Genomic DNA, 22,633 nt, shown 5'->3' on the forward strand with positions numbered 1-22,633 from the left:
TGGAATGAAGCGTACGAAAGAAATTAATCTGGACAGGATGAAAAAGAACGGTCAGAGCTTCTTGCTACGACCCATCACTGTCGCTGTCGCCGGCGTCACGCTCACCGCCTGCTCGGATACCCGCGAAGCTCAGGTTTACAAAGACATGAGCGAGTGCATTAATGAAAACCCAAGCTACGCCTCAGAATGTGAAGCAGCGTATCAGCAAGCGCTCAAACGGGCCACGGAGACCGCGCCCAAATACATGTCCATGCGCGACTGTGAAGCGGAATTCGGCGCCAACGCCTGCACCAGCTATCAGGGTAGTTCAGGTCAGAGCTGGTTCATGCCCGCCATGGCCGGCTTCATGTTCGCCAAGATTCTGGACTCGAACCGCCGTTATGATTATCAGCCGGTGTTCACCTCCTACTATCGCGGCTCTCCGTTTTACGGCAGCTGGGTGACTTCCGACGGCTATCGCTACGGCAGCACCTACAACCGTAAAGTCACCGTGGACAACAAAGCGTTTCAGCCCAAGCCCGCTGTGACGCGGACCATTTCCCGCGGCGGATTCGGTTCGACGGTGAATGCAAAATCTTCCTGGAGCAGCTCTTCCAAATCCAGTTCCAGCTCAAGAAGCAGCTGGGGCGGTTAAATCATGCTGCGCATACCGATCCAGGAACGGCCGCATTGGCGCGATCTCGCCCACGAATACGGCTTCCAGTTTCACACCATGCATGGGGAAGTCTATTGGGATGAGAGCGCCTACTATCAGTTCTCTCTGGAGCAGATAGAAAACGGGCTCGAAGATCCCTCTGCCGAGATCCACCAAATGTGCCTGGAGGTCGTCGACCGGGTGGTGGAGGACGAGCGCCTGTTGCGCAAGTTCAGCATTCCTGAGATGTTCTGGGAAGCGGTGCGCGCTTCTTGGCGCGATCAGCAGCCCAGTCTGTATTCGCGTCTGGATTTCGCCTACGATGGCCGCAATCCGGCCAAGTTGTACGAGAACAACGCCGATACGCCCACCAGCCTGTATGAATCAGGCTTCTGGCAGTGGTTGTGGCTGGAGGAGAACGTGCGCAACGGTCGCCTGCCCCGCGCTTGCGACCAGTTCAACTCCCTGCAGGAAAAGCTGGTGCGCAGGCTGGCGGAAATCTATGCGCAAACCGATGGCCCTGATTTCTACTTCAGCTGCTGCAAAGACACCGAAGAAGATCGCGGAACGATTCAGTATCTGCAGGACTGCGCGGCGGAAGCGGGCATCCCCAACCGCTTTATCTACATCGACGATATCGGACAAGGCGAGAACGGCGAATTTACGGATCTGGATGACCGGGTCATTGAGCTGATGTTCAAGCTGTATCCCTGGGAGTTCATGCAGCGGGAAGAGTTCGCCCCGCTGATTTTGCAAAACCCTATGCGCTGGATTGAGCCTTTATGGAAATCTGTGCTGTCTAATAAGGCGCTTCTGCCGATGTTGTGGAAGATGTTCCCCAATCATCCTAATTTGCTACCGGCTTATTTCGAAGATGAAGTCGAGCATGCGCCTGGGGTGGATTTGGTGAAAAAGCCGATTTTCTCCCGCGAAGGCGCTAATGTGGCTCTCTACCGCGACGGCGAAATGCTTTTCGATACGGATGGCCCTTATGGCGAAGAAGGCTTTATCTTTCAGGCTTATCACCCCCTTCCCAAATTCGGCGAGAGCTACACGCTGGTGGGCTCCTGGCTGGTGAACGATCAGCCGGCGGGCATCTCCGTGAGGGAGGACAAAGCCCTGGTGACCCAAGACCTTTCCCGCTATTTGCCCCATGTGATTCTGTAAGAGATGTCTCACAGTCTCCGTGGGGATACGCTGATTACTATCTGATCGCTCATTGATTAAACTGCAGCCCGTTTTGTAAATCTGTACCAAAAGATTCTAACGGAGTAGTTTATGTCGAGAATCCAACGTAGCAATGACGAGCAGTTTTTACATCACCAGCGCAAGGAGCGCTTTTATGAGCAGGACGGTCAGTGGTATTACATGACTCGCGAGCAAATCCCCCTGGGCCCTTACGATAAAAGAGAGCATGCGCAGGAAGGTCTGTCCGCCTACCTCTGTTATCTTCACGCCGCAGGCTGATGCGGCGGCATTATCCGCCATCATGTATTTCCGGCAATAAATCCAATATTTCTCATCCACAAGTTCTGTAGTGAGCGTCCTGACGGATGTAACTACAGAACTTCCGTCGTCCTTCCTTTTCTTGCAGTTTTTCTGCTCCCAGATTCGCCAGACAACGTTGGCTTCGCATTTCAACCTGAGAAGAATATGCGGATTCCCGCCCACCGCTAACCAGCGAAATGGGTGGATTCCCACCCATTTAGAAATCCCACTGTTCCGACAAAATCCCGTAACACGCTGTTATTACTAAAATTTCACGTTAATTCAAAAATTGGCCCAGAGGTTGCTCTTATGTAATCGACTATGGCTTTCGCCTAACCCCAACAAAAACAAAATGTGAGGTATAACATGCGATTCAAAAAACTCCTGACGGCCCTTGTTGGCGCCACCCTGTCTTTCTCTGTTTTCGCCGCCCCTCTCCAAATCAAGTTTTCCCACGTTGTAGCGGAAAACACTCCCAAGGGACAGATGGCGATCAAGTTCAAACAACTGGTGGAAGAACGCCTGCCGGGCAAAGTTGAAGTAAAAGTGTTCCCCAACTCCCAGCTGTTCGGTGACGACAACGTGCTGGAGGCCATGCTGCTGGGCGACGTACAGTTGGCTGCGCCATCTCTGTCCAAGTTCGACAATTACACCAAAAAACTGCAAGTCTTCGACCTGCCTTTCCTGTTCCAGGATATGGAGGCGGTAGAGCGCTTCCAAAACGGCCCCGCCGGTCAGGAACTGCTGTCCGCGCTGGAGCGTAAGGGGCTGGTTGGTCTGGGTTACCTGCACAACGGCATGAAGCAGCTGTCCGCCAATAGCCCGGTTCGCGTGCCCGCGGACATCGCCGGTAAGAAATTCCGCATCCAGACTTCCGACGTACTGGCGGCGCAATTCGAAGCCGTCAAAGCGGTGCCTGTGAAAAAGCCGTTCTCTGAAGTGTTCACACTGCTGCAGACCAACGCTATCGACGGTCAGGAAAACACTTGGTCTAATATCTATTCCAAAAAGTTCTATGAAGTTCAGGACCACATCACTGAGTCCAACCACGGTCTGCTGGACTACCTGGTGGTGACCTCCAAAGAGTTCTGGATGGAGCTGCCTGACGACATGCGCGACGTCATCAAAAAGAGCCTGGACGAGTCCATCGCCTACGGCAACAGCATCGCTGCGGAGAAAGACAATAGCGATAAAGAAGAAATCATCGCTTCCCGTCGCACCAAGGTGACCTCTCTGACTCCAGAAGAGCGCAAGCAGTGGGTTGACGCTATGAAACCTGTCTGGAAAAAGTTCGAGAAGGAGATCGGGGCGGATGTGATCAAGGCCGCTGAAGCCTCCAATCAATAACCCTCTCCGGGAAAGGGAGCAACCGCCAGGTTGCTCCTATACTTTCGTAATTCGAGCTGTAGAACCGTTTTTAAGCCGTACAATAACCAGAATTAGGTCCCATCATGTTTGGTCGAATCGTCCATCGCTTTGAAGAAAGCGTTCTGTGTCTGTTGTTGGTATCCATGACCCTGCTGGTGTTCTCGGAAACCATGCTTCGTTTCTTTTTCAACACCGGCCTGCTGTGGGCGGAAGAAGCCACCCTGTATCTGGGAGCCTGGATGGTGTTGTTTGGCGCATCCTACGGCGTCAGGGTGAACGCCCACATCGGCGTGGACGCTTTCGTGAAACTTTTACCCAAGGGACCCCGTCGCGCCGTCGCCGCATTAGCCGTCGTGATGTGTCTGGTCTACTGCGGGTTATTCCTGTATGGCGGTTGGATCTACCTCGCCAAAATGCACAAGATCGGCATCGAACTCAGCGACATTCCCGTGCCTCGCTGGGTTGCGCAAAGCATCCTGTTCATTGGTTTCATCCTGTTGGCAATTCGCTTCCTGCAATTGCTGTGGGCGATCATCGTCGGTAAGTCCAACGGCTTCGAGTTCGTAGATGAAGCCAAAGAAAGCATGCATCTCGCCGATGAGACAGCGGGAGCTTCCACTTCAGCGCAAGGTAACCGCCCATGACCGCCACCGTACTTTTCATCCTGCTGTTCACTTGCATGCTGATGGGCATGCCGATCGCCGTCGCCTTGGGTCTGTCCAGTATCGTCACGATTCTGTTTTTCGCCCCGGACACGTCACTGGCGTCCATAGCGCTGAAGATGTTTGAGGCGACTTCCAGCCACTATACGCTGCTGGCGATTCCATTCTTTATTTTGTCTTCCGCGTTTCTTTCCACCGGAGGCGTGGCGCGACGTCTGATTGACTTCGCCGTCAGCAGCGTCGGCCATATTCGCGGCGGCCTGGGTATGGCGTCCGTCATGGCCTGTATGCTGTTCGCGGCGGTATCCGGTTCCTCGCCCGCAACCGTAGCGGCGATAGGCTCGATCGTCATCGCCGGTATGGTGCGCGCGGGTTATCCGCAAAGCTTCGGCGCAGGCCTGATCGCCAACGCCGGTACGCTGGGCATTCTTATCCCTCCTTCCATCGTCATGCTGGTGTACGCCGCCGCGACGGAAGTCTCCGCGGCGCGCATGTTTATGGCTGGCCTGATTCCCGGTTTGATGATGGGCGGCATTCTGATGATCGCCATCTATATCGCCGCACGCATTAAGAAACTGCCCTCTCAGCCATTCCCCGGCGTCAAAACACTCATCAAAACCGGTGTAGTCGCAATGGGTGGAATCATGCTGATCGTTATCGTGTTGGGCTCCATTTACGGCGGCGTCGCCAGTCCAACGGAAGCCGCAGCGGTAGCGGCGGTATACGCCTACCTGATCGCCGTTATTGGCTATCGTGATATTGGTCCGTTGAAAGACATCGCCTGGCGCAACCAAGGCGAAGCGATTCCCAGCGCAGTGATCCGCAACACTCTGCAATGCGCCTTGGCGCTGCCCAAGTCAGTGACCGATAAAGAAGTGCGTCACGTGGTGCTGGATGCGGCCAAAGTCAGTCTGATGCTGTTGTTCATCATCGCCAACGCTATGCTGTTCGCCCACGTACTGACGTCCGAAGGCATTCCTCAGGCCATCGCCGCGACTATCGTAGAGTGGGGCTTACCGGCATGGGGCTTCCTTATTGTGGTGAATATTCTGCTGTTGATGGCGGGCAACTTCATGGAACCCTCCGCCATTCTGCTGATCATGGCGCCGATTCTGTTCCCCATCGCCACCCAGCTGGGCATCGACCCGATACACCTTGGCATTATTATGGTGGTGAATATGGAAATTGGCATGCTAACGCCGCCAGTAGGGCTAAACTTATTCGTAACAGCGGGCATAACCAATCGCTCCATCGGTTGGGTCATTCGCGCCGCCCTGCCCTGGCTGGGCCTCCTCCTGGGCTTCCTGATCCTGATTACATACGTGCCGCAAATATCTCTGTTCCTGCCGGAATACATCGACAAGCTACAGGGATACAACTAAAAGGCGCGTAAATACGCATAAATAGAGGAGGCGTTAGGTAGAGCGTAACGAGATTCGCAAACGTCCGCATACTCTCGCGGATATTCAGGGGTAGGTCCCACTACCCCTTTTTTTGCTGACTGGCGAGACAGAAAAACATAACAAATAATTATATAAAACAAGGAAATACAACCATCGGGAATAACATGAAATAATAACAAGCAATATTCACATACCCGGAGGCAATAATGAAAATCCTAACTGCGGCCCTAACCGCACTGTGCATGGGAGCGGCGACGCTGGCTTCCGCTGAAGACAAGCTGGTCTTCAACACACAGGATTTCAGACCTTTCACTTATCTGGAAAAAGGCGAAGTCGCCGGCCCAGGCACCGAGCTGGTAAAACTCATCTGTAAAGCATCCGAAATCCAATGCGAGTTCAACTTGCTGGACTGGACGGTCGCGCAACAGCAGGCCAAAGAAAAGCAGGTCGATGGCCTTTATGTCATCGGGTGGAATGAGCAGCGCAGCGAGTGGCTGCACTATTCCCTGCCCATCCTGAAAACCAGTTACGGTTTCTTCGTTAGCGAAAGCGACACCAGGCAATATTCAACCCTCTACAATTTCTCTGAGCATCAGGTTGGCGTATTCGGTCCCTCCAACACCTCCAAAACGCTGGAGACTATTGGTACCGCCATGCCCACGATGAAAATCGTGCTAGCGAAAGACGATCTGGTGTCTTTCCGTATGCTGAGCGATAAAAAAGTGGATTCAGTTTATTCAAACCGTGATGTCGGTTTTGAAATTCTGCGCCAACTGGGCCTCAAGGACATTCGCTTCGCCTGGAACCACAAGTCGATCAACTACTACGTCGGTTTCGTCAAAGGCCACACTTCCCGCAAAGTAATAAATAAGTTCAACAAGACTCTGCGCCAGTTATACAAAGACGGCGAAGCGCAGAAAGTTCTGGATAAATATCAATTGGAGTCGTCCATGTAAGCGGCGCTGCTGGAACCCCCCAGCGCCTGCCGCAATCTATCCTCCGCGGATTGTCCGGCGACCCTTGAGAACTGGGCATAACCTCACTAGACTGGCGGGTACGGCAGGCGGTCCCCTTTTGACAATGGGACCGCTCCAACTTAACTCTTAATATCGTTCCCTTGTTTTAACGCCAGTTGCCTATCTGCGCTTTTAAACCCGGTCCGATTGAGTTTTACGATAACGAGGCGGAAACACACGAGGGAACGCCCACGGCGGCGTGCTCAACCACCTCACCAAACCTTAAAGGTGCTTTTATGTCTGATATCAAACCCCGGGTTGTGAGCATTCACTACACACTGACTAACGACGATGGCGAAGTGATCGACAGCTCCGCCGGCGGCGAGCCATTGGCCTATCTGGAAGGCGCTCAAAACATTATTCCGGGACTGGAAAACGCCCTGCGTGAATTGTCCGCTGGCGACAAACAGAAAGTATCGGTAGATCCCGCCGACGCGTATGGCGAGTACTCTGCGGAACTGGTTCAGGTTGTTCCGCTGGAAGCTTTCGAAGGCGTAGAGAAAGTTGAGCCTGGCATGCAGTTCCATGCACAGACTGCAGGCGGCGCGCGCGTCATCGTGGTTATGGAAGTGTCCGACGACACCGCCACTATCGACGCCAACCACCCTCTGGCCGGCCAAACGCTGCACTTTGACGTGGAAATCGTTGAAATGCGCGAGCCTACTGAAGAAGAGTTGTCTCACGGCCACGTTCACGGCGAGGGCGGACACCACCACTAAGCGGTGATCCGAATATAAAAAAGGCGACATTGGTCGCCTTTTTTATTTCTGAGCCGACGCCGCTCAGACGTCTTGCGCTAAGCCCCGCAGCAATCCCGCCTGGGTCCAGGTTTGCAGTAACTGCGCCGCTCTTTGCGCCGCGGTTTCACCATGCCACTCCCATAACAACTCACACAAGTCAGCGAAATTGGCCCCCTCGCTCACCGCTGTAATGGCCGCCGCCTCATCCGCCGCCAAAGACCGAAACAAAGTCACCCACTCCGCACGCCACAGCAGCCAGGTCTCCTCTTGCTCCAAAGCCTGAGGCGCCGGCGGCGTATACTCTTCTTTCAACGCTTTCCAGATGGGAACTGTATTGAAGCAATGACGATGCAGCGTCAGCGCCGGGATGAAATCAAAGCACAAGGCTGGCCAGGCATCCGGCGCAATCGACTGAAACGCCCTCATGTCTATGGGTTGCGCATCGCTGGCGTCAAACATCAGGCGCAGCAAGCGTTCCCACTCCGCCAGTTCGGCCAGCACGCCATGGCGGCGATAAGGTTCCGTACAGGCCAGATGATCCGGTAACGCCTCGCCAAACCAGCGTACTGACATATTCGACGATGGATGCAGAATAATGAAGTCGCGACTCATTTGCTTGAAGGTTTCGTCGCCCAGTAACCCGCGCACAGCAGGATAGTCTTCCGACAACACGCCAATCAGCCGGGTGAAATAGGCGTTGCGGTAAATCTCTATGCGTTGCGCCGCGTTTAACGCCCCTGCGCTCAACGCAGAGTCGACGGCCCCGCCCTCGGCGGTGCTGATCGCAGTCAGAAAGTCGTGTTGCAGCCGGGACAAATCAGACATAAGCCGCCTCGCTCCGCACCGCCTCCAGTCGAGGGAACTCCGCTTCCGCAATGCCGCGTAATGTCGCCAGCTCGCTCATCAGTTCTGAAAACTCGGGCATATTGTCATCCCGCTCGATCATCGCCGAGACTTTACCGAAACGACGCACCGCCAGTCGATAAAGCTCCCATACCGGGTCCGCTACCGGAGCGTCATGGGTATCGACGATATAGTCGCCATAATCGGAGTGGCCAGCGACATGAAATTGGATCACCCGATCCTGCGGAATGCCGTTCATATAGGTCAGCGCGTCAAACTGATGATTGCGCGCGCTCACGTAAATGTTATTGATGTCCAGCAGCAGCCAGCAGTCCGCTTCCTCGGCGACGGCGGCGACAAACTCCCATTCCATCATATCGGACTCGCTGAAATTCACATAACTGGACAGATTTTCCAGGGCAATGCGTCGCCCCAAAAACGCCTGCACCTGCTTTACCCGCTCCGCCACATGACGCACGCTCTCGGCGTTGTAAGGCAACGGCAGCAGGTCATGGGAATTATGGGCGCTGAGACCGGTCCAACACAGATGGTCGGACACCCACAGCGGGTTCACCCTGTCGATCAGAGCCTTGAGTCGACTTAGATAACCCAGATCCAACGCGGCCGTGGAGCCAATGGACAGGGACACCCCATGCATCGCCAGGGGATAAATTTCTCGAATGCGGTCAAGGAAATACAGCGGCTTGCCGCCCTCAACCATATAGTTCTCACTGATGATCTCAAACCAGTCCACCGGCGGTCTGGTTTCCAGAATATGGGAGTAGTAATCAGGCCTGAGGCCCAAACCAAAGCCGGAAAAAGCGGGACGGGCATTCATAGAGATTCAGTGCGTCGTGATGGAATAAAAAGTCGAAAACAATATAGACCGTTTTATTGCAAAGGCGCGTCCGGCGTCGCCACCGGACCAGCGCGCATCAACGGTCGGCTCGCAACCGCGATTACTTAACTGTGCCGCCTTTCGCTTTGCACTCGTCCGCGGTCATGCTCAGGAAACCCTGACCCTGGCAGCTGCCCATGCCTTTGCAGTCGTTGTTAGCGGTTTTACAGTCATTATGACCGGCGCAGCTGTTAACGCCCCAGCAATGAACCTGTGCTTCCGCCGCTACTGCGGTAGTGGAAGTCAGCGCGGCAGTACCGAAAAAGCCCGCAGCAGCGATAGCCAGAGCAGCGCCAGTCAGTTTCTTTTGTGATTGGTTCATAACAATATCCTTAAGCAGAAAAATAGTGATTGAGAATTTTTCGTCGTCCCAGTATTGCGACAACGATTGATTTGACCGGGCGCGTTTTGAAAAGTTCACGGGTTCTCTACTCAAAGAAAAATATTTTTCACTTAAGGGTTCCTTAAGCTTGCCAAAGTAACCTGCAGAGAGACATCCACGAGGAGGCTTTATGCAGCAACCGGACACACTTCCCGCCCCAGTGGCGGCAGCGGCCATCGGCAATCGTTATATCCACGCCGGACCGGGACATCGTTCGCGCGCTGTCGCCGAATCGTTCATCCGTACGCGTTTCAATAAGGAGTACGGCGCCCACATCCGTTACTTCATGGAAAACTTTGTTCTTTGCTATGAGCGGGACAGGTTGATCTCCGTCCTGGGCTACCAAAGCGCCCAATCCCGCCCGCTGTTTCTGGAGCAATATCTGAATGCGCCCATCGAACAGGTTCTGGCGCGGATTCAGGGCGCGCCCTGCTCACGCAGCGGGATTATCGAAGTGGGCAATCTGGCGTCCACCACTCAAGGGGCGTTGCGTCGTCTGATTCTGGTGCTGGCCCGCTATTTCTCGGAACGCAATTACCAGTGGCTGACCCTGACCGTGATTCCAGAATTGCTGAACAGCTTCCGTCGCTTTGACCTGCCCATGATCGAACTCGCCAAAGCGATGCCGGAAGCACTGGGCCGGGACGCCGCCAGCTGGGGCAGCTACTACGACAAATCTCCCAGAGTAATGGCCATATCCATTCCACACAGCATCCACCACCTGATTAGCAACCCGGTAATGGCGAAGGTTTTGGAGCGCTGTCCACAACCGCAACACGAAGACTAACTCACGCAGGGAGAGCTTGTATGACTGCAAACGCCTTAATACAACGCCTGCGCGAAAACGCGCAGACCACCCCCACCCTCATCGCGCTGGAGAATGAACATGGAGCGCTGACTTATGAGACGCTATGGCGCACGGTAGAAAGTCTGTCCCGCACACTGCATGAGCTGGGCGTTCGCCGTCTGGCGCTGGAGGCGGACAATGGGCCAGCCTGGATCTGCGCCGACCTGGCCTGCTTACACGTTGGCGTCACGCTGATCCCAATTCCACTGTTCTTCACCGCCTCACAGCGAGAGCACTTACTTAACGAAGCCGCCATTGAAGCCGTTATCACGCAGGCCGCCGAACCGCCAACAGCGGAAGCGACACTACTGGATGCAGAGTTGGGCTTGTACGCGATAGCGACCGGAGCCTCAGCGCGTACCGACGAGGCCATCGAAGACATCATCAAGGTCACTTACACCTCCGGCTCTACCGCTCAACCCAAAGGCGCGCGCCTGAACGCCGCCGCTCTGGAGACGGTCATGCTGAGTCTGGCGCAAGCGGTTGAAATCAATGAGCCCATCGGCCACTTGTGCACATTGCCTTTGGCCACCTTGCTGGAAAACATCGCAGGCGTGTATGTCGCGCTATATAAAGGCGGCAGGGTTATCGCTCCCGCCCTGGGCAGCCTGGGACTGAACGGCTCCAGCGGCCTGGATCTAAAGCAGTGGGCGCAGACTCTGCAACGCTGGAATCCGCAAACGCTGATCCTCACCCCAGAGTTGCTGAAAGCGATGCTGTTTCTTATCGCCGGCGGGCAACTACGGTTGAACAGGCTCCAGTGCGTCGCCGTTGGCGGGGCCAAGGTATCTCCTGTCATGCTCGCGCAAGCGGCGCAGTTGGGCGTCCCTGTATACGAAGGTTACGGACTGTCCGAATGCGCCTCCGTAGTCAGCCTCAACCGCCCATCGGCGTCACGTCCCGGCAGCGTGGGCAAGCCCTTGTCTCACATCAGTCTGTCCTTCGCCGATGACGGGGAAATCATTGTCGAGGGTCCGGTCTACTCAGGGTATCTGGGCGAGCCGCAGAAGAGCGCCGAGCCGGTTCACACCGGGGACATCGGGCGACTGGACGAAGACGGTTACCTTTATCTCGAAGGCAGAAAGAAAAACCTGATCGTCACCGCATTTGGCCGCAATCTGTCGCCAGAATGGGTGGAGAGCGAGCTATTGTCCGCGCCCTGTATCGCCCAGGCCGCTTTATTTGGCGATGGCGAACCTTTCAATGTCGCCGTGGTGACGCCAGCCAAACCCGACATCGGTCATGACCTGTTGATGCAGGCGGTGGAACAGATTAACCAGCGCCTGCCGGATTACGCCCAAGTGCGCAACATCATTATCAGCGACGCGCCCTTCAGCGCCCAAAACGGCCAACTCACCGCCAATGGCCGGGTGCGCAGGTGCGCCATCGCCGCCCGACACAAGGACCGTCTCAACGACCTGTTTCAATCTTCCCAGCCTTTCACCAGGAGCATGCCATGAGCTTTTACCAACGTCTGCAGGCGGAAACCCAACAGGAACGCAACCGACTGCTATCCAGCCCGATTATCCAGGATGCGCTGCGCGGTGAAATTACACTGAGTCAGTATGTCGCATTCCTGACGCAGGCCTACCACCACGTCAAGCACACCGTACCTCTGCTAATGAGTTGCGGAGGGCGTCTGCCCGAGCATTACGAATGGCTGCGGGAAGCCGTAGCGGAATACATTGAGGAAGAGTGCGGCCATCAGGAATGGATTCTGAACGACATCGCCGTTTGCGGCGACGACAAGGAAAAAGTCCGACGCAGTCGCCCCCATCTGACCACAGAACTGATGGTGGCGTACGCCTACGACACCGTCATGCGCGTCAATCCGCTGGGCTTCTTCGGCATGGTGCACGTGCTGGAGGGGACCAGCGTCACTACCGCCACCCAGGCCGGGGAAATCATTCAAAAGACCCTCGGGCTGCCCAATCAGGCGTTTAGCTACCTGTTCTCCCACGGCAGTCTGGATCAGGACCACATTTGTTTCTTTGAGGAGCTGATGAACAAAATCGGGCGCCACGAAGACCAGCAGGCCATCATCCACGCCAGCAAGGTCTTCTACGAACTGTACGGCGCCGTCTTCCGCGCCCTGCCTCGCAACCATGAGCGCGAAGCGCTTAATCAGGAGAGCCACCATGCAGCTTAAAGATAAAACCATTCTGCTCACAGGGGCCACCGGCGGCATTGGCGAGGCTCTGGCGTTGCGGCTCGTCAAACAGGGGGCGACGCTGGTGATCACGGGTAGAAACGCAGACAAACTGCAAAGGCTGCAGGCGCGCATTCTGGCCAACGGCGGCCGCTGCCGCAGCGTCGTGGCGGATATCAGTCTGGAGGCGGGAATCTCCATAGTCGCTCAAGAGGCGGCGCGGGTCCCCCAGGTGAACATGCTTATCAACAACGCCGGCGTCAGCGACTTTATTGAATTCGAAGACCAAAGCGCCGAACGCATCCGTTGTCTGATGGAAGCCAACGTCACCGGCCCCATGCTGCTGACCCAACGCCTGCTGCCGCAGTTGCGCATTCAGCAGGGCATGATCGTCAATATCGGTTCTACATTCGGCTCCATCGGCTATCCCGGTTTCGCCGCCTATTGCGCCAGCAAGTTCGCCATGCGCGGTTTCAGCGAGGCCCTGCAGCGGGAGCTGGCGGACTCGCCAATGCAGGTGCTGTACGTCGCGCCTCGCGCGACCCGCACCACTATCAACAGCTCCGCTGTCGAATCCATGAATGCGGAGCTGGGCAACCGCATGGACGAACCGGACTGGGTGGCGGAGCAAATCTGCGCCGCCATCATCCGACGCACTCCAAGGGTTTATCTGGGCTGGCCGGAAAAGTTATTCGTGCGCATCAACGCCTTGTTCCCTGCGCTGGTGGCGGTTTCCATCAGCAAGCAGCTACCTATTATTCGCAAATACCTGGCGCGCCAGAACACCTGACTCGTCCGCTCTAAACGCAACAGCGTCTGATTAAAAGAGGAGATTATCCATGTCATACACACTTATCGCCCGCGCGCTGATCGTCGCCGGAGCCATGTCTCTGGGAGCCGCCTCCGCACAAGCGGAAGAGGTCGCAGGTTACGTTAAAGACCTGTATCACGGTTGGGCGCACGTTCGTTATGAAGTCGACGCCAAGGAACAGGAGAAAGGTTACCAGGACTTGAAGGGACAAGCGGATCAGACGGTTGACGCGCACCCTGAAGATCCCAACGCATGGATCTGGAAAGGCGTCATCACCAGCACCTACGCCGGCGCCAAGGGCGGCCTCAAAGCCCTTTCCCTGGTGAAAGAAGCCAGGGACTGCTTCGAAAAAGCCATGTCTATCGACGCCAACGCCTTCGGCGGCTCCGCCTACACCAGTCTGGGCGCGCTGTACTACCAGGTTCCAGGCTGGCCGCTCAGCTTCGGCGACGATAGAGAAGCTGGAAAACTGCTGCGCAAAGGCCTGGCAATCAATCCGGATGGTATTGACGCCAACTTCTTCTACGGGGACTATCTGCGAGAGCAAGGCGACCTCAAACAGGCTAAGCTATATCTTGAAAAAGCCCTGCAGGCGACGCCGCGTCCTGATCGCCAAGTCGCCGACACAGGTCGTCGCGGCGAAGTCCAGGCGTTGTTGAAGAAAATGCAATAACCACGGAGCATGATGTAGCGCAATGCGCATTTTATTGGTGGAGGATGACGAGTTACTGGCCGACGGTATCCAGACCAGCTTGAGTCAACAGGCCAACACCGTGGACTGGGTGGCCTCTGGCGAGGCTGCGCTGCACGCCCTGAAACTGGAGCAATTCCATCTCGTCATTCTGGACCTGGGGCTGCCCGACATCGACGGCCTCACCGTATTGAAACGCCTGCGCGATCGCGGCGATGAGATCCCCGTTCTGATTCTCAGCGCCCGCGACCAGGTACAGGATCGGGTCAAAGGCCTCGACGCCGGAGCCGACGACTATCTGCTGAAACCCTTTGACGTCAGCGAGCTGAAAGCCCGTTTGCGCGCACTCAGCCGGCGTGGTTCCGGTAATGCGCATCCGGAAATCCAGCTCGCCAACATCCGCATTCTGCCCTCTTCCTATCAGGTTTATAAAAGCGCTGAGGAAGTGCGCCTGTCGCGCCGGGAATACGCGCTCCTGTATGAGCTCGCCTCTCATCGCGGCAGGGTGCTGTCCAAAGACCAGTTGGAAGAGCTCGTCTATGGCTGGTCCGATGATGTGTCCAGCAACACCATGGAAGTCCATATTCACAACCTGCGCAAAAAGCTCAACCCCGACCTGATTAAAACCGTTCGCGGCATGGGTTATATGATCGAGAAGGAATAATGCGCTCCATCAAACGTTTTCTGCTGATTTCACTGATTTCCATAATCTGTCTGGGCGGCCTGTTCACCGCCTTCGCCAATTACCGCGACTCCCAGGAACAGGTGGAAGAGCTGTTCGACGCCGAACTGGCGCAGATGGCCCGCATGCTGCAAAGCCTGCTGGCCAGCCAGATGAAGCGGACCAACCTGGACCACCTGCAGGACGCCCTGGTGTATGAGGACTACGCCCTCGACGAAAAAGAAGAGGCGGGGTTGAGCGACGGCGAGGAATATACGCCGTTGGGTCATAAGTATGAGAAAAAGCTGGCGTTTCAGGTCTGGAGTGAAAGCGGCAAGTTGTTAATTCAAACCCAATCCGCGTCACAGGACCTCACCCGGCATCAGGCTGGCTTCAACTCCGACAAGGTCGATGGCGAGTCATGGCGCACCTTTACCTTGTTCGATGAGAATCTGCGGATCTGGATACAGGTAGCGCAACAGGAAGACGTGCGCAGCGAGCTGACGGCGGAAATCGCCGAACACGCGATCTGGCCGTCGCTGCTGTTGATCCCCATCATCCTGCTGGGCGTCAGCTGGGCGGTGACCCGCGCCCTGCGGCCGCTTTCCACTATCTCCAGGGAGCTGAAACAGCGGGATTACGCCAATCTGCAAACCCTGGACGACGCCAACTATCCCTCCGAACTGTCAATCCTGGTGGACGCCATCAACGACCTGTTCCAGCGTCTGCAAGCCACATCGGACCGCGAGCGACAATTCACCGCCGACGCCGCCCATGAGTTACGCACCCCTCTCGCCGGGGTAAAAGTGCATTTGCAGAACGCACAGGAAATGGCGCAATCCGAACCGGTTTCCGACTGCCTGCGCAAAGCCCTGCGCGGCCTGGACCGTTTGATTCACATGGTGGAGCAACTGTTGCAGCTTAGCCGTCTGGATCACGAGCGCGCCCTCAGCGACGCGCAACCGGTGCAGATCGACATGCTGTGCCAGGATATCCTGCGGGAATCGCAACCCTTGATTGAAGAAAAGAACATCCGTGCGGAATTCAATGCGGACGGCTGTGCGCCGATTCAGGGCAATCCCGCCGCGCTCAGCATTTTGCTGCGCAATCTGGTGGACAACGCCTTACGCTATTCGCCCAAAGACTCTCAGATCACCCTGCACGTAAAGAATAAAACCCTGGTGATTGAAGATCAGGGCCCCGGCATTCCCCCCGAGCAACGCCAGCAGGCGATGGAGCGATTTCACCGCGGCAAGCAGCAGAACGAAATCGGCAGCGGACTTGGCCTTTCTATCTGTCAACGCATTGCGGACCTGCACCGAGCGCACATGTCTCTGGATGAGCGGCAGGATCATCAGCCCGGGCTGCGCGTACAGATTTCGTTCCCATGAAGGATATCTCGCGCCCCATCCCTATATTTTTTATTGTTTTAATATAAAAACACTATATTTTATCTATAAAAGCGTCTGACTTATTCTGCGGGAAAACATACACGCAGGAATAAGACATGACGCTCTGGAACCCTAATTTACGTATAGCTCTCGCCACGCGCCTGCTAACGCTCGGCGCGGCTATGTCCTTGCAGCTTTTACTCGCGGCGCCCGGACGCGCCGAGGAAATTAGTTTTTCCTATATTGAAACCGGCGCCTCCAGCGGCGCCCAGGAAGCCATGGTGGTGAGCAGCGGCAGTTGGTTCACCCGACGCAAACTGTCCCATGGCGCAGTGCTGATCCAACATCCGGATGGCGACTTGCTTTACGACACCGGGCTGGGACGTCAGGTGGATGCACAGTTCGAGGTCAATCCTTGGTGGGCGCGCGCATTGTTCGCCTACGATAAAGGGGTTCCCGTCGCCGACCAGCTGGCGGCGACCACTTATGACGTCAGGCGCCTGAAGGCGATCGTACTGTCCCATCTGCACTGGGATCACGCCAGCGGCGTGGCGGATTTTCCCGGCGTTCCCATCTGGGTGCAGCAGAAGGAGTATGACGCGGCCTTGGAAGGCGCACCGCCGGCCTTTCTGCATTCACAACTGGAAGGGCCGAATATCGACTGGCGCTTTCTGACGCTGGGCGACACTGAGTTCAAAGGCTTCGAACGCAGTCTGGATGTTTACGGCGACGGTTCTGTCGTCCTGGTGGAGATTCCCGGTCATACCCGCGGTCAGTTGGGGTTGTATTTGACGCTGAACGCGCAGACCCGGTATTTCTTTATCGGCGACGCCACCTGGACCCTGAAAGGCGTTCGGGATGACAGTCCACGCCCCGGGTTCGTGCGCTGGATGGCGAACTTGAACGATGACGATGGCCTGACTCAGCGTATGGTGACTCAGCTACACAATCTGCAGCAGGTGGAGCCGGACCTGACCATCGTGCCGGCGCATGACGAATTGATCGCCGCCGACCTGCCTCACTACCCTGAATTCTCCTCACAGTAGTTGAGAGTACAGGGGTGACTTGATACCAACGGAGCCTGTATGGATTTGAGAGCCCTGCGCTACTACGTCGCCGCCGTGGAAACCGGCAGCATCACTGCGGCGGCGGAACAATGTCATGTGGCGCAACCGTCCATTTCCCTCGCAGTCAGTAAGCTGGAAAGCGAATTGGACACGCTGTTGCTGGAACGGGGCAAGAAGGGAGTACGCACTACGCGCGCCGGTCGCGAGTTGCATCATATGGCCCGCCGCCTGCTGGCGCAAAGCGACGCCATGGTGAAGCATTTCCAGCAAAGCGCACCCTTGCCGCCCCTGCGCATTGGCCTGGACCTGGTGGTCAGCCTGGAGCGCGTCAAAGCCTTGCTGGCGCGTCTGGCCCCATTGCAGTTGCGAATGCAGCTGGAGCTGCTGCGCGGTGAAGAAAACGCGGATATTCGCATCGTCAGCCGCGACCGCTGCCCGGAAAACTACCATTTCAGTCCGCTCTGGCGGGATGAGTACAGCCTGTTGTTGCCCGCCGATCATCCTTTGTCCTTGCGTGACCAGCTTGAAATCAGCGACTTGAACGGCATCAGTTTGGTGGAGCGCTCCTTTTGCGATCTGTCCGGCCAATGGCGCGCCTTCGCGGAGCGGCATCAACTGGACTTCACCATCACTGCCCGCACTGACAACGAAGAATGGGCGCTGGCGCTGGTCGCCGCCGGCGTCGGAGCCTGTCTGGCGCCGCAGGGGATTGACGCCGCCGCGCCAGATGGAGTCATCGCCATCCCCCTCTCGCAGATTGAAGGCTTCCCGGACATCAAACGGGAGCTGGGACTCGCCTGGTCTCCTCTGCTTCGTAATGAGATAAAGGAAGCGCTGCTTCCTTTATTTGACTGACACTTGACGGATACTCGACTGAACTGATCCAAATCCTCACCAGCAGCGTAGTTAGAACATTATTTGCCCGGTTTATTTTGGAGCTGCTACGCTATGCAGGTAAGTAACAACGTCATAGTGCTACCGATTAATCGAAAGATGGACCCTAACCAACAGGACCCGGACGCCGGCGAGGACTCCGCCTCCTCTAGAGATGTCCTGGCGCCCTTGATAGAAGCGGTAGCCGCACAGCGGGACCGGGATGCGTTCCGTCAACTGTTCCAGGCCTTCGCCCCCAAAGTGAAGGCATACGCCATCAAGCAGGGCATGCTGGAACACGCAGAGGAACTGGTGCAGGAAGTCATGGTCAACGTGTGGCGGCGCGCCGCCCAGTTCGACCGCGATAAGGCGGCGGCTTCAACCTGGCTGTTCGCCATCGCCCGTAATGCGCGCATCGACCTGCTGCGCAAGCTGGGACGCTCCAGCCAGGAAACCCAGGTGGAAACGGACTATTTGTGGAGCCTGCCAGGTTCCGATGAACCTACCGGCGCGTTCCAGCAGGCCGTCATCGTACGCAATATTCGCCAGTCTCTGGGAGAGCTGCCGCAAGAGCAACGAGACGTCATCGCCAAAGTCTATCTGGAAGACAAGTCTCACCAGCGGGTGGCTGAAGAACTCAGCCTGCCGCTGGGCACCGTGAAAAGCAGAGTCCGTCTGGCTCTGCAGAAACTGAAGGTGATTTTGCAGGAACGGGAAAAAGCAGTATGAGTCAACATCACCCCAGTGATGACATTCTGATGGAATACGCAGCGGGTTGCGCCTCACCGCATCTCGCCTTGTGCGTAGCCGTTCACCTGCAGTACTGCCCTCACTGCCGCGCCGGCATCCAGCGCCTCAACGCTCTGGGCGGAGAAATGCTGCAGCAACTGCCGCAGGAAGACCTGAACGAAGCGTTATTCGAACGCATCATGCTGCGTATCGAGCTGGAGGAAAGCGCGCCGGCGACGCTGCAAAAGCCCGTAGAGGATCTGCTACAGCGCTGGCTGCCTGAGGGTTTAAGCGCCGTAAGCTGGCGCAAGCAGTGGTTCAAAGTGTATGAGTACGTGCTGGAAGTTTCCCGCAAAGGCCGACAGCGCCTCAGCCTGCAAAAGATCGCCGCCGGCGGCCGCGCGCCTCTGCACGCGCACTATGGCCAGGAGGTGACCGTGGTGCTGCAGGGAGGTTTTTCCGATGAACTGGGCGTGTATGAAGAAGGCGACTTCGTCATTCGCAGCGGGGACCAGCGTCACCGTCCCCGCGCCCTGGAAAATGAAGACTGCATCTGCCTCGCTTATCTGGACGCGCCGGTGTGTCTGGCCGGCCCCATCGGTCGCTGGATCGAACGCTTCAGACGGCTGTTTATGCCGGACCTGAACGCGCCCGCCAGCTGACCGACGTTTTCTCGGCGGCGCAGGATCATCCCTCCGCCGCCATCCGACCTCCCCAGTCATAACCCGCCGTTCTCCGCCACACCAGATGCGCGGCTGACGTCATGCTGGGAGGTTCAGCCAGCGGCGGTCGTCGCTGAAACCAGGGCAAGGCCCGCTCCATCTGCGCCGCCAGACTGAACAGAAGACGCTCCTGACCAATGCCTGCGGCAAACTGCACGCCAATGGGCAAATCATCCTGATTCCACCACACCGGCAACATCATCGCGGGTTGACCTCCCATATTGAACAGAGGAGAGAACGGGGTGAGAGAAAAACTTCTGGCGCGAATATTTTGCGCGAGCAGGTTCAATAACGGCGTCATTGGAATACTTCTCGCCAGCTCCAGCAACAGTTTCTCCTGCTGGGAAGGCGCCAGTTCGCCAAGTCGGGTCGGCGGGCCGGCCATCGCCGGAGTAAGCAGTACGTCAAACTGTTGGAATAAAGTTTCCAGCCTGCGCCCCGCCTGATTCATAACCTGGGTCGCCCAGGCGAATTCCGCTGCAGTCTTGCTCAACCCCAGATTGAACAACAGATGGGTCGCCAGCTCCAGATCGCCTCGACGTGGCCGACCGCTGGGACTGACCTGTCGCACCATCTGCGCAGTTTCTCCCGCCACGATAGTCAGATAGGCCTGCGTCAGCTCTTCCTCATCCAGACTAAGCGTATATTGAATCACCTCATGGCCCATGTCCTCGCACACCATGGCGGCGCGGTCCAGCGCCAGCAGACTGTCGTTGTTCAACGTGGCGCTGAAGAACGGTTTTTCGCAAATGGCGATGCGCAAAGGGCGTCGGGGTCCCGTCAACGCCCGGCGATAGCACTGCTCGGTATTCTCCAACCCTGCGCTGACGCTTAACAGCATTGCGCTATCCCGCACGCTGCGGGAGATCACATGATCCACCGCCATGCCCTGCAACCGCCCCCAAGTATGCCCCTCCGGCTCTCGCCCTCGGGAGGGTTTAAAGCCAAACAAACCACAGGACACCGCAGGCGCCCGCAGAGAACCGCCAATATCCACCGCATGCGCAACCGGAGTCATCCCCACCGCCACAGCCGCTGCAGCGCCGCCGCTGGAGCCTCCCGGCGAACGACTCAGGTCCCAGGGGTTACGGGAAGCGCCGAACAATTGCGGCTCCGTGGTCACCGCCAGACCCAGCTCCGCCGTATTGGTCTTGCCGGCGATGACCAACCCCGCGCGCCGGTAGCGTTGCACCAGTTCACAATCATGAAACACCGGGCGCGAACAAAACAGGCGGGAACCGGCGGAGGTCGGCGTCTTGCGCACCTCCGCATTCAGGTCCTGCAGCAAAAAAGGCGCGCCATACAATGGCTGTTGCGGATGCAAGTGCTCAAGTTGCGCTCTGGCCTGATCGTAGAGTTTGTTGATCACTGCATTCACCAGCGGATTGCGAGACTCAATGCGAGCAATCGCCGCCTCCAGCAGTTCATCCGGACTGACCTCCCCAGACTGCGCCAGCTCCGCCAGTCCGATGGCGTCATACTTTTCATATTCGGGAAACGGGATCAAGACAGCGCCTCCCCTGTCTTGCTGTCCTCCTTCGGCGAGGTCATGCGATGGGTGGCTTCAAGCAACTCGTACACCGCGTCGATATCTTCTTGATAGGTTTGCTGAATGGCTTCGCGATTTTTACGACCCGACGAATGCAGGAGTCCATTGGCGACATTGAATGCTTGCGTAGCGCCAACCACCGCCTTGATCTGGGCGAACTCCGGCAAGCGACGATTCACCCTTTCCACCACGGAGGTAAGTTCATCCGCATCTTCCGATACGATCACCGCCACCAGATTGGACTTTCCCGCGCCGAATACCGCCGCCTGTCGGATCTGCGGGTCTCCGGTCAGCTCCGCTTCGATCCAGTCCGGGGAGATTCTGCGTCCCTCAGCGGTCACCAGCACATCTTTTTTGCGCCCGCGTATAAATAAAAATCCTTCGTTGTCCATATATCCCAGGTCTCCGCTGTTCCATTGTGCATTGGGGCGGCGCGGCTCGCCGCCCAGATAGCCGAGGCTCAACGCCCCGCCCACCATGACTTCTCCCTCTTCACTGATGCGCACTCGCGAGTGCGGCAAAGGTTTTCCCACAGAGCCTGGCTTATACGCCTTGGGCGTACTCAAACTCACCATTGAGCCGGCTTCGTCTAGACAATATCCCGCATATACCGGCGCGCCCTGACGCCGCGCCGCATTGATCAAGCGTCGGGATACCGGAGCGCCAATAAGGGTCACATAGCGCATGGCGTCCAGCGTCAGAGAACGGGACTGCATATAACTGAGCAGGGGCTTTAATAGTTCCGGGGTGATCAGCATGGTGGAGGCCCGATAGTCCACCAGGCTGCGATAAAGTTCCGCCGGATTAAATGTTGGGGAGCCAGATCCACACTGTTCAGCGGGAAGCATGATCGTCGCCGCGCCCGCCGCCAGGGCGGCGCCGGTTCCAGCCACCTGCTCCGCCAACGAGTTCAGCGGCAATAAGCAAAAATGGCGGCCTTGCGCCGTGATATTGGCACTGGCGCACACCGACGCCGTCACGGCGTCCAAAGTCTGGCGGTTCAGACACACGCCACGGAGAATGTCGCAATCATCCACATAAAAAGCGATGCGATCTACGTCCGTCATCGGTTCGCTGTATAGACCCGTCAATGCCAACTGAAGGCCGCCAACCTGCAACAGCCGACTTTCCGGCCATAATTTACGCAAGCGCACACCGGCGGAGCCATAGCAAATAACAGCTTCCAGTCCGGCCTGGCGGATGACATGACGTAACTGTTCATCGCTGAGTTTTGGGGAGAGCGGCGCGCACAACGCGCCCGCGCGGGCGATGGCGAGATCGGCGATAATCCAGGCGGCGTCATTGTCGCCCAGGATGCCCGCACGACGAATCGAATAGCTTTTCAGACGGATGACGAGCGCATCCGCCTCCTGACGGAGTTTCGCGAAGCTCATACGCTCGCGAGCAGTAATCAACGCGTCGCCCTGGGCGGTTTCCAAATACTGCAGAGTGCTCATAGGAGGCGTTCCTCCGCCGTTACGCCAAACCCGGCGCCTGAGCGTGATGGGTTGAATGGCGACGATAACCATAAGCGCGCACTGGCGACAGCTCTTTCAGCGTCCATAACATCTTCCTTTACTTACGTTTTCCCTGGAATATGGTCCCGGACGCGGTCATGACCACAGATGCGCGGCAACAATCTGTTGCGCGCCGTCCTGCCGGCTTGATGAACGGCCCTGATCATGGACGGCGGGCCGGAGTGCGCAGCA

The 22,633-nt window shown here is 56.9% G+C and carries 24 protein-coding genes; 19 read left to right on the plus strand and 5 right to left on the minus strand.

Annotated features, from left to right (window positions below; genetic code table 11):
• Window positions 1–4 precede the first annotated feature (4 nt).
• The 8 genes from HCH_RS29770 (at window position 5) to HCH_RS29805 (ending at window position 7,290) form a co-directional block, all read left to right on the plus strand.
• Window positions 5–634 (plus strand): DUF1190 family protein, encoded by a 630-nt coding sequence (locus tag HCH_RS29770; RefSeq protein WP_011400288.1) that lies wholly within the window; start codon window positions 5–7, stop codon window positions 632–634.
• A gap of 3 nt (window positions 635–637) precedes the next feature.
• Window positions 638–1,801: a glutathionylspermidine synthase family protein gene (locus HCH_RS29775; protein ID WP_011400289.1), complete on the plus strand. Its 1,164-nt coding sequence runs from the start codon at window positions 638–640 to the stop codon at window positions 1,799–1,801.
• Window positions 1,802–1,912: 111 nt separating this feature from the next.
• A complete protein-coding gene (locus tag HCH_RS33375) occupies window positions 1,913–2,101 on the plus strand; it encodes a DUF6316 family protein (protein WP_011400290.1) in 189 nt (62 codons plus the stop codon).
• A gap of 387 nt (window positions 2,102–2,488) precedes the next feature.
• Entirely contained in the window at window positions 2,489–3,469 is a 981-nt protein-coding gene (locus HCH_RS29785) for a TRAP transporter substrate-binding protein (protein ID WP_011400291.1), read from the plus strand.
• Between the two features lie 104 nt (window positions 3,470–3,573).
• Entirely contained in the window at window positions 3,574–4,134 is a 561-nt protein-coding gene (locus HCH_RS29790) for a TRAP transporter small permease (protein WP_011400292.1), read from the plus strand.
• Window positions 4,131–5,534 carry a TRAP transporter large permease gene (locus HCH_RS29795; protein WP_011400293.1) on the plus strand — a complete coding sequence of 468 codons (1,404 nt, stop codon included), beginning with the start codon at window positions 4,131–4,133 and terminating at the stop codon, window positions 5,532–5,534. Before HCH_RS29790 ends, HCH_RS29795 begins: the two co-directional genes overlap by 4 nt.
• Window positions 5,535–5,761: 227 nt before the next feature.
• Window positions 5,762–6,511 carry a substrate-binding periplasmic protein gene (locus HCH_RS29800; protein ID WP_011400294.1) on the plus strand — a complete coding sequence of 250 codons (750 nt, stop codon included), beginning with the start codon at window positions 5,762–5,764 and terminating at the stop codon, window positions 6,509–6,511.
• Window positions 6,512–6,807: 296 nt separating this feature from the next.
• Window positions 6,808–7,290: an FKBP-type peptidyl-prolyl cis-trans isomerase gene (locus HCH_RS29805; RefSeq protein ID WP_011400295.1), complete on the plus strand. Its 483-nt coding sequence runs from the start codon at window positions 6,808–6,810 to the stop codon at window positions 7,288–7,290.
• A gap of 63 nt (window positions 7,291–7,353) precedes the next feature.
• Here the strand turns inward: HCH_RS29805 and HCH_RS29810 are convergent, their stop codons facing one another.
• The 3 genes from HCH_RS29810 to HCH_RS29820 all read right to left on the minus strand — a co-directional run bounded on the left by HCH_RS29810 (window position 7,354) and on the right by HCH_RS29820 (window position 9,374).
• Window positions 7,354–8,136 (minus strand): HvfC/BufC N-terminal domain-containing protein, encoded by a 783-nt coding sequence (locus HCH_RS29810; RefSeq protein WP_011400296.1) that lies wholly within the window; start codon window positions 8,134–8,136, stop codon window positions 7,354–7,356.
• On the minus strand, window positions 8,129–8,992 hold the full coding sequence (locus HCH_RS29815; protein WP_011400297.1) for an MNIO family bufferin maturase: 864 nt from the start codon (window positions 8,990–8,992) through the stop codon (window positions 8,129–8,131). The genes HCH_RS29810 and HCH_RS29815 overlap by 8 nt, the downstream gene beginning before the upstream one ends.
• 121 nt (window positions 8,993–9,113) lie before the next feature.
• The gene (locus tag HCH_RS29820) at window positions 9,114–9,374 is read right to left on the minus strand and encodes a BufA2 family periplasmic bufferin-type metallophore (RefSeq protein WP_041599022.1); all 261 of its coding nucleotides are present in this window, start codon (window positions 9,372–9,374) and stop codon (window positions 9,114–9,116) included.
• Between the two features lie 190 nt (window positions 9,375–9,564).
• On the opposite strand from HCH_RS29820, the gene HCH_RS29825 reads away from it, so the two are divergent.
• The 11 genes from HCH_RS29825 to HCH_RS29875 all read left to right on the plus strand — a co-directional run bounded on the left by HCH_RS29825 (window position 9,565) and on the right by HCH_RS29875 (window position 19,315).
• On the plus strand, window positions 9,565–10,221 hold the full coding sequence (locus tag HCH_RS29825; RefSeq protein ID WP_011400299.1) for a thermostable hemolysin: 657 nt from the start codon (window positions 9,565–9,567) through the stop codon (window positions 10,219–10,221).
• 20 nt (window positions 10,222–10,241) lie between these two features.
• Window positions 10,242–11,741 carry an AMP-binding protein gene (locus HCH_RS29830; RefSeq protein WP_011400300.1) on the plus strand — a complete coding sequence of 500 codons (1,500 nt, stop codon included), beginning with the start codon at window positions 10,242–10,244 and terminating at the stop codon, window positions 11,739–11,741.
• A complete protein-coding gene (locus tag HCH_RS29835) occupies window positions 11,738–12,430 on the plus strand; it encodes a TenA family transcriptional regulator (protein WP_011400301.1) in 693 nt (230 codons plus the stop codon). Before HCH_RS29830 ends, HCH_RS29835 begins: the two co-directional genes overlap by 4 nt.
• A complete protein-coding gene (locus HCH_RS29840; protein WP_011400302.1) occupies window positions 12,420–13,220 on the plus strand; it encodes an SDR family oxidoreductase in 801 nt (266 codons plus the stop codon). Before HCH_RS29835 ends, HCH_RS29840 begins: the two co-directional genes overlap by 11 nt.
• 49 nt (window positions 13,221–13,269) lie before the next feature.
• Window positions 13,270–13,914, plus strand: a complete 645-nt coding sequence (locus HCH_RS29845; RefSeq protein ID WP_011400303.1) for a tetratricopeptide repeat protein — start codon at window positions 13,270–13,272, stop codon at window positions 13,912–13,914.
• Window positions 13,915–13,936: 22 nt separating this feature from the next.
• The gene (locus tag HCH_RS29850) at window positions 13,937–14,596 is read left to right on the plus strand and encodes a response regulator (protein ID WP_011400304.1); all 660 of its coding nucleotides are present in this window, start codon (window positions 13,937–13,939) and stop codon (window positions 14,594–14,596) included.
• Entirely contained in the window at window positions 14,596–15,984 is a 1,389-nt protein-coding gene (locus HCH_RS29855) for an ATP-binding protein (RefSeq protein WP_011400305.1), read from the plus strand. The genes HCH_RS29850 and HCH_RS29855 overlap by 1 nt, the downstream gene beginning before the upstream one ends.
• Window positions 15,985–16,100: 116 nt before the next feature.
• The gene (locus HCH_RS29860; protein ID WP_011400306.1) at window positions 16,101–17,030 is read left to right on the plus strand and encodes an MBL fold metallo-hydrolase; all 930 of its coding nucleotides are present in this window, start codon (window positions 16,101–16,103) and stop codon (window positions 17,028–17,030) included.
• 39 nt (window positions 17,031–17,069) lie between these two features.
• Window positions 17,070–17,906: a LysR family transcriptional regulator gene (locus tag HCH_RS29865; RefSeq protein WP_011400307.1), complete on the plus strand. Its 837-nt coding sequence runs from the start codon at window positions 17,070–17,072 to the stop codon at window positions 17,904–17,906.
• A 93-nt stretch (window positions 17,907–17,999) separates the two neighbouring features.
• Window positions 18,000–18,653: a sigma-70 family RNA polymerase sigma factor gene (locus HCH_RS29870; RefSeq protein ID WP_011400308.1), complete on the plus strand. Its 654-nt coding sequence runs from the start codon at window positions 18,000–18,002 to the stop codon at window positions 18,651–18,653.
• Window positions 18,650–19,315: a ChrR family anti-sigma-E factor gene (locus tag HCH_RS29875; RefSeq protein ID WP_011400309.1), complete on the plus strand. Its 666-nt coding sequence runs from the start codon at window positions 18,650–18,652 to the stop codon at window positions 19,313–19,315. Before HCH_RS29870 ends, HCH_RS29875 begins: the two co-directional genes overlap by 4 nt.
• A 25-nt stretch (window positions 19,316–19,340) precedes the next feature.
• On the opposite strand, the gene HCH_RS29880 is transcribed toward HCH_RS29875, so the two are convergent.
• Window positions 19,341–20,882 (minus strand): amidase, encoded by a 1,542-nt coding sequence (locus HCH_RS29880; RefSeq protein ID WP_011400310.1) that lies wholly within the window; start codon window positions 20,880–20,882, stop codon window positions 19,341–19,343.
• A complete protein-coding gene (locus tag HCH_RS29885) occupies window positions 20,879–22,381 on the minus strand; it encodes an AMP-binding protein (RefSeq protein ID WP_011400311.1) in 1,503 nt (500 codons plus the stop codon). The genes HCH_RS29880 and HCH_RS29885 overlap by 4 nt, the downstream gene beginning before the upstream one ends.
• Between the last annotated feature and the right edge of the window lie 252 nt (window positions 22,382–22,633).

It is taken from the genome of Hahella chejuensis KCTC 2396, from assembly GCF_000012985.1.
Lineage (GTDB): Bacteria > Pseudomonadota > Gammaproteobacteria > Pseudomonadales > Oleiphilaceae > Hahella > Hahella chejuensis.

What these genes read in the sequence shown, in the direction of transcription:
- HCH_RS29770 (WP_011400288.1), top strand. Translation starts at nt 5, where the DNA reads ATGAAGCGTACGAAAGAAATTAATCTGGACAGGATGAAAAAGAACGGT.
- HCH_RS29775 (WP_011400289.1), top strand. Translation starts at nt 638, where the DNA reads ATGCTGCGCATACCGATCCAGGAACGGCCGCATTGGCGCGATCTCGCC.
- HCH_RS33375 (WP_011400290.1), top strand. Translation starts at nt 1,913, where the DNA reads ATGTCGAGAATCCAACGTAGCAATGACGAGCAGTTTTTACATCACCAG.
- HCH_RS29785 (WP_011400291.1), top strand. Translation starts at nt 2,489, where the DNA reads ATGCGATTCAAAAAACTCCTGACGGCCCTTGTTGGCGCCACCCTGTCT.
- HCH_RS29790 (WP_011400292.1), top strand. Translation starts at nt 3,574, where the DNA reads ATGTTTGGTCGAATCGTCCATCGCTTTGAAGAAAGCGTTCTGTGTCTG.
- HCH_RS29795 (WP_011400293.1), top strand. Translation starts at nt 4,131, where the DNA reads ATGACCGCCACCGTACTTTTCATCCTGCTGTTCACTTGCATGCTGATG.
- HCH_RS29800 (WP_011400294.1), top strand. Translation starts at nt 5,762, where the DNA reads ATGAAAATCCTAACTGCGGCCCTAACCGCACTGTGCATGGGAGCGGCG.
- HCH_RS29805 (WP_011400295.1), top strand. Translation starts at nt 6,808, where the DNA reads ATGTCTGATATCAAACCCCGGGTTGTGAGCATTCACTACACACTGACT.
- HCH_RS29810 (WP_011400296.1), bottom strand. Translation starts at nt 8,136, where the DNA reads ATGTCTGATTTGTCCCGGCTGCAACACGACTTTCTGACTGCGATCAGC.
- HCH_RS29815 (WP_011400297.1), bottom strand. Translation starts at nt 8,992, where the DNA reads ATGAATGCCCGTCCCGCTTTTTCCGGCTTTGGTTTGGGCCTCAGGCCT.
- HCH_RS29820 (WP_041599022.1), bottom strand. Translation starts at nt 9,374, where the DNA reads ATGAACCAATCACAAAAGAAACTGACTGGCGCTGCTCTGGCTATCGCT.
- HCH_RS29825 (WP_011400299.1), top strand. Translation starts at nt 9,565, where the DNA reads ATGCAGCAACCGGACACACTTCCCGCCCCAGTGGCGGCAGCGGCCATC.
- HCH_RS29830 (WP_011400300.1), top strand. Translation starts at nt 10,242, where the DNA reads ATGACTGCAAACGCCTTAATACAACGCCTGCGCGAAAACGCGCAGACC.
- HCH_RS29835 (WP_011400301.1), top strand. Translation starts at nt 11,738, where the DNA reads ATGAGCTTTTACCAACGTCTGCAGGCGGAAACCCAACAGGAACGCAAC.
- HCH_RS29840 (WP_011400302.1), top strand. Translation starts at nt 12,420, where the DNA reads ATGCAGCTTAAAGATAAAACCATTCTGCTCACAGGGGCCACCGGCGGC.
- HCH_RS29845 (WP_011400303.1), top strand. Translation starts at nt 13,270, where the DNA reads ATGTCATACACACTTATCGCCCGCGCGCTGATCGTCGCCGGAGCCATG.
- HCH_RS29850 (WP_011400304.1), top strand. Translation starts at nt 13,937, where the DNA reads ATGCGCATTTTATTGGTGGAGGATGACGAGTTACTGGCCGACGGTATC.
- HCH_RS29855 (WP_011400305.1), top strand. Translation starts at nt 14,596, where the DNA reads ATGCGCTCCATCAAACGTTTTCTGCTGATTTCACTGATTTCCATAATC.
- HCH_RS29860 (WP_011400306.1), top strand. Translation starts at nt 16,101, where the DNA reads ATGACGCTCTGGAACCCTAATTTACGTATAGCTCTCGCCACGCGCCTG.
- HCH_RS29865 (WP_011400307.1), top strand. Translation starts at nt 17,070, where the DNA reads ATGGATTTGAGAGCCCTGCGCTACTACGTCGCCGCCGTGGAAACCGGC.
- HCH_RS29870 (WP_011400308.1), top strand. Translation starts at nt 18,000, where the DNA reads ATGCAGGTAAGTAACAACGTCATAGTGCTACCGATTAATCGAAAGATG.
- HCH_RS29875 (WP_011400309.1), top strand. Translation starts at nt 18,650, where the DNA reads ATGAGTCAACATCACCCCAGTGATGACATTCTGATGGAATACGCAGCG.
- HCH_RS29885 (WP_011400311.1), bottom strand. Translation starts at nt 22,381, where the DNA reads ATGAGCACTCTGCAGTATTTGGAAACCGCCCAGGGCGACGCGTTGATT.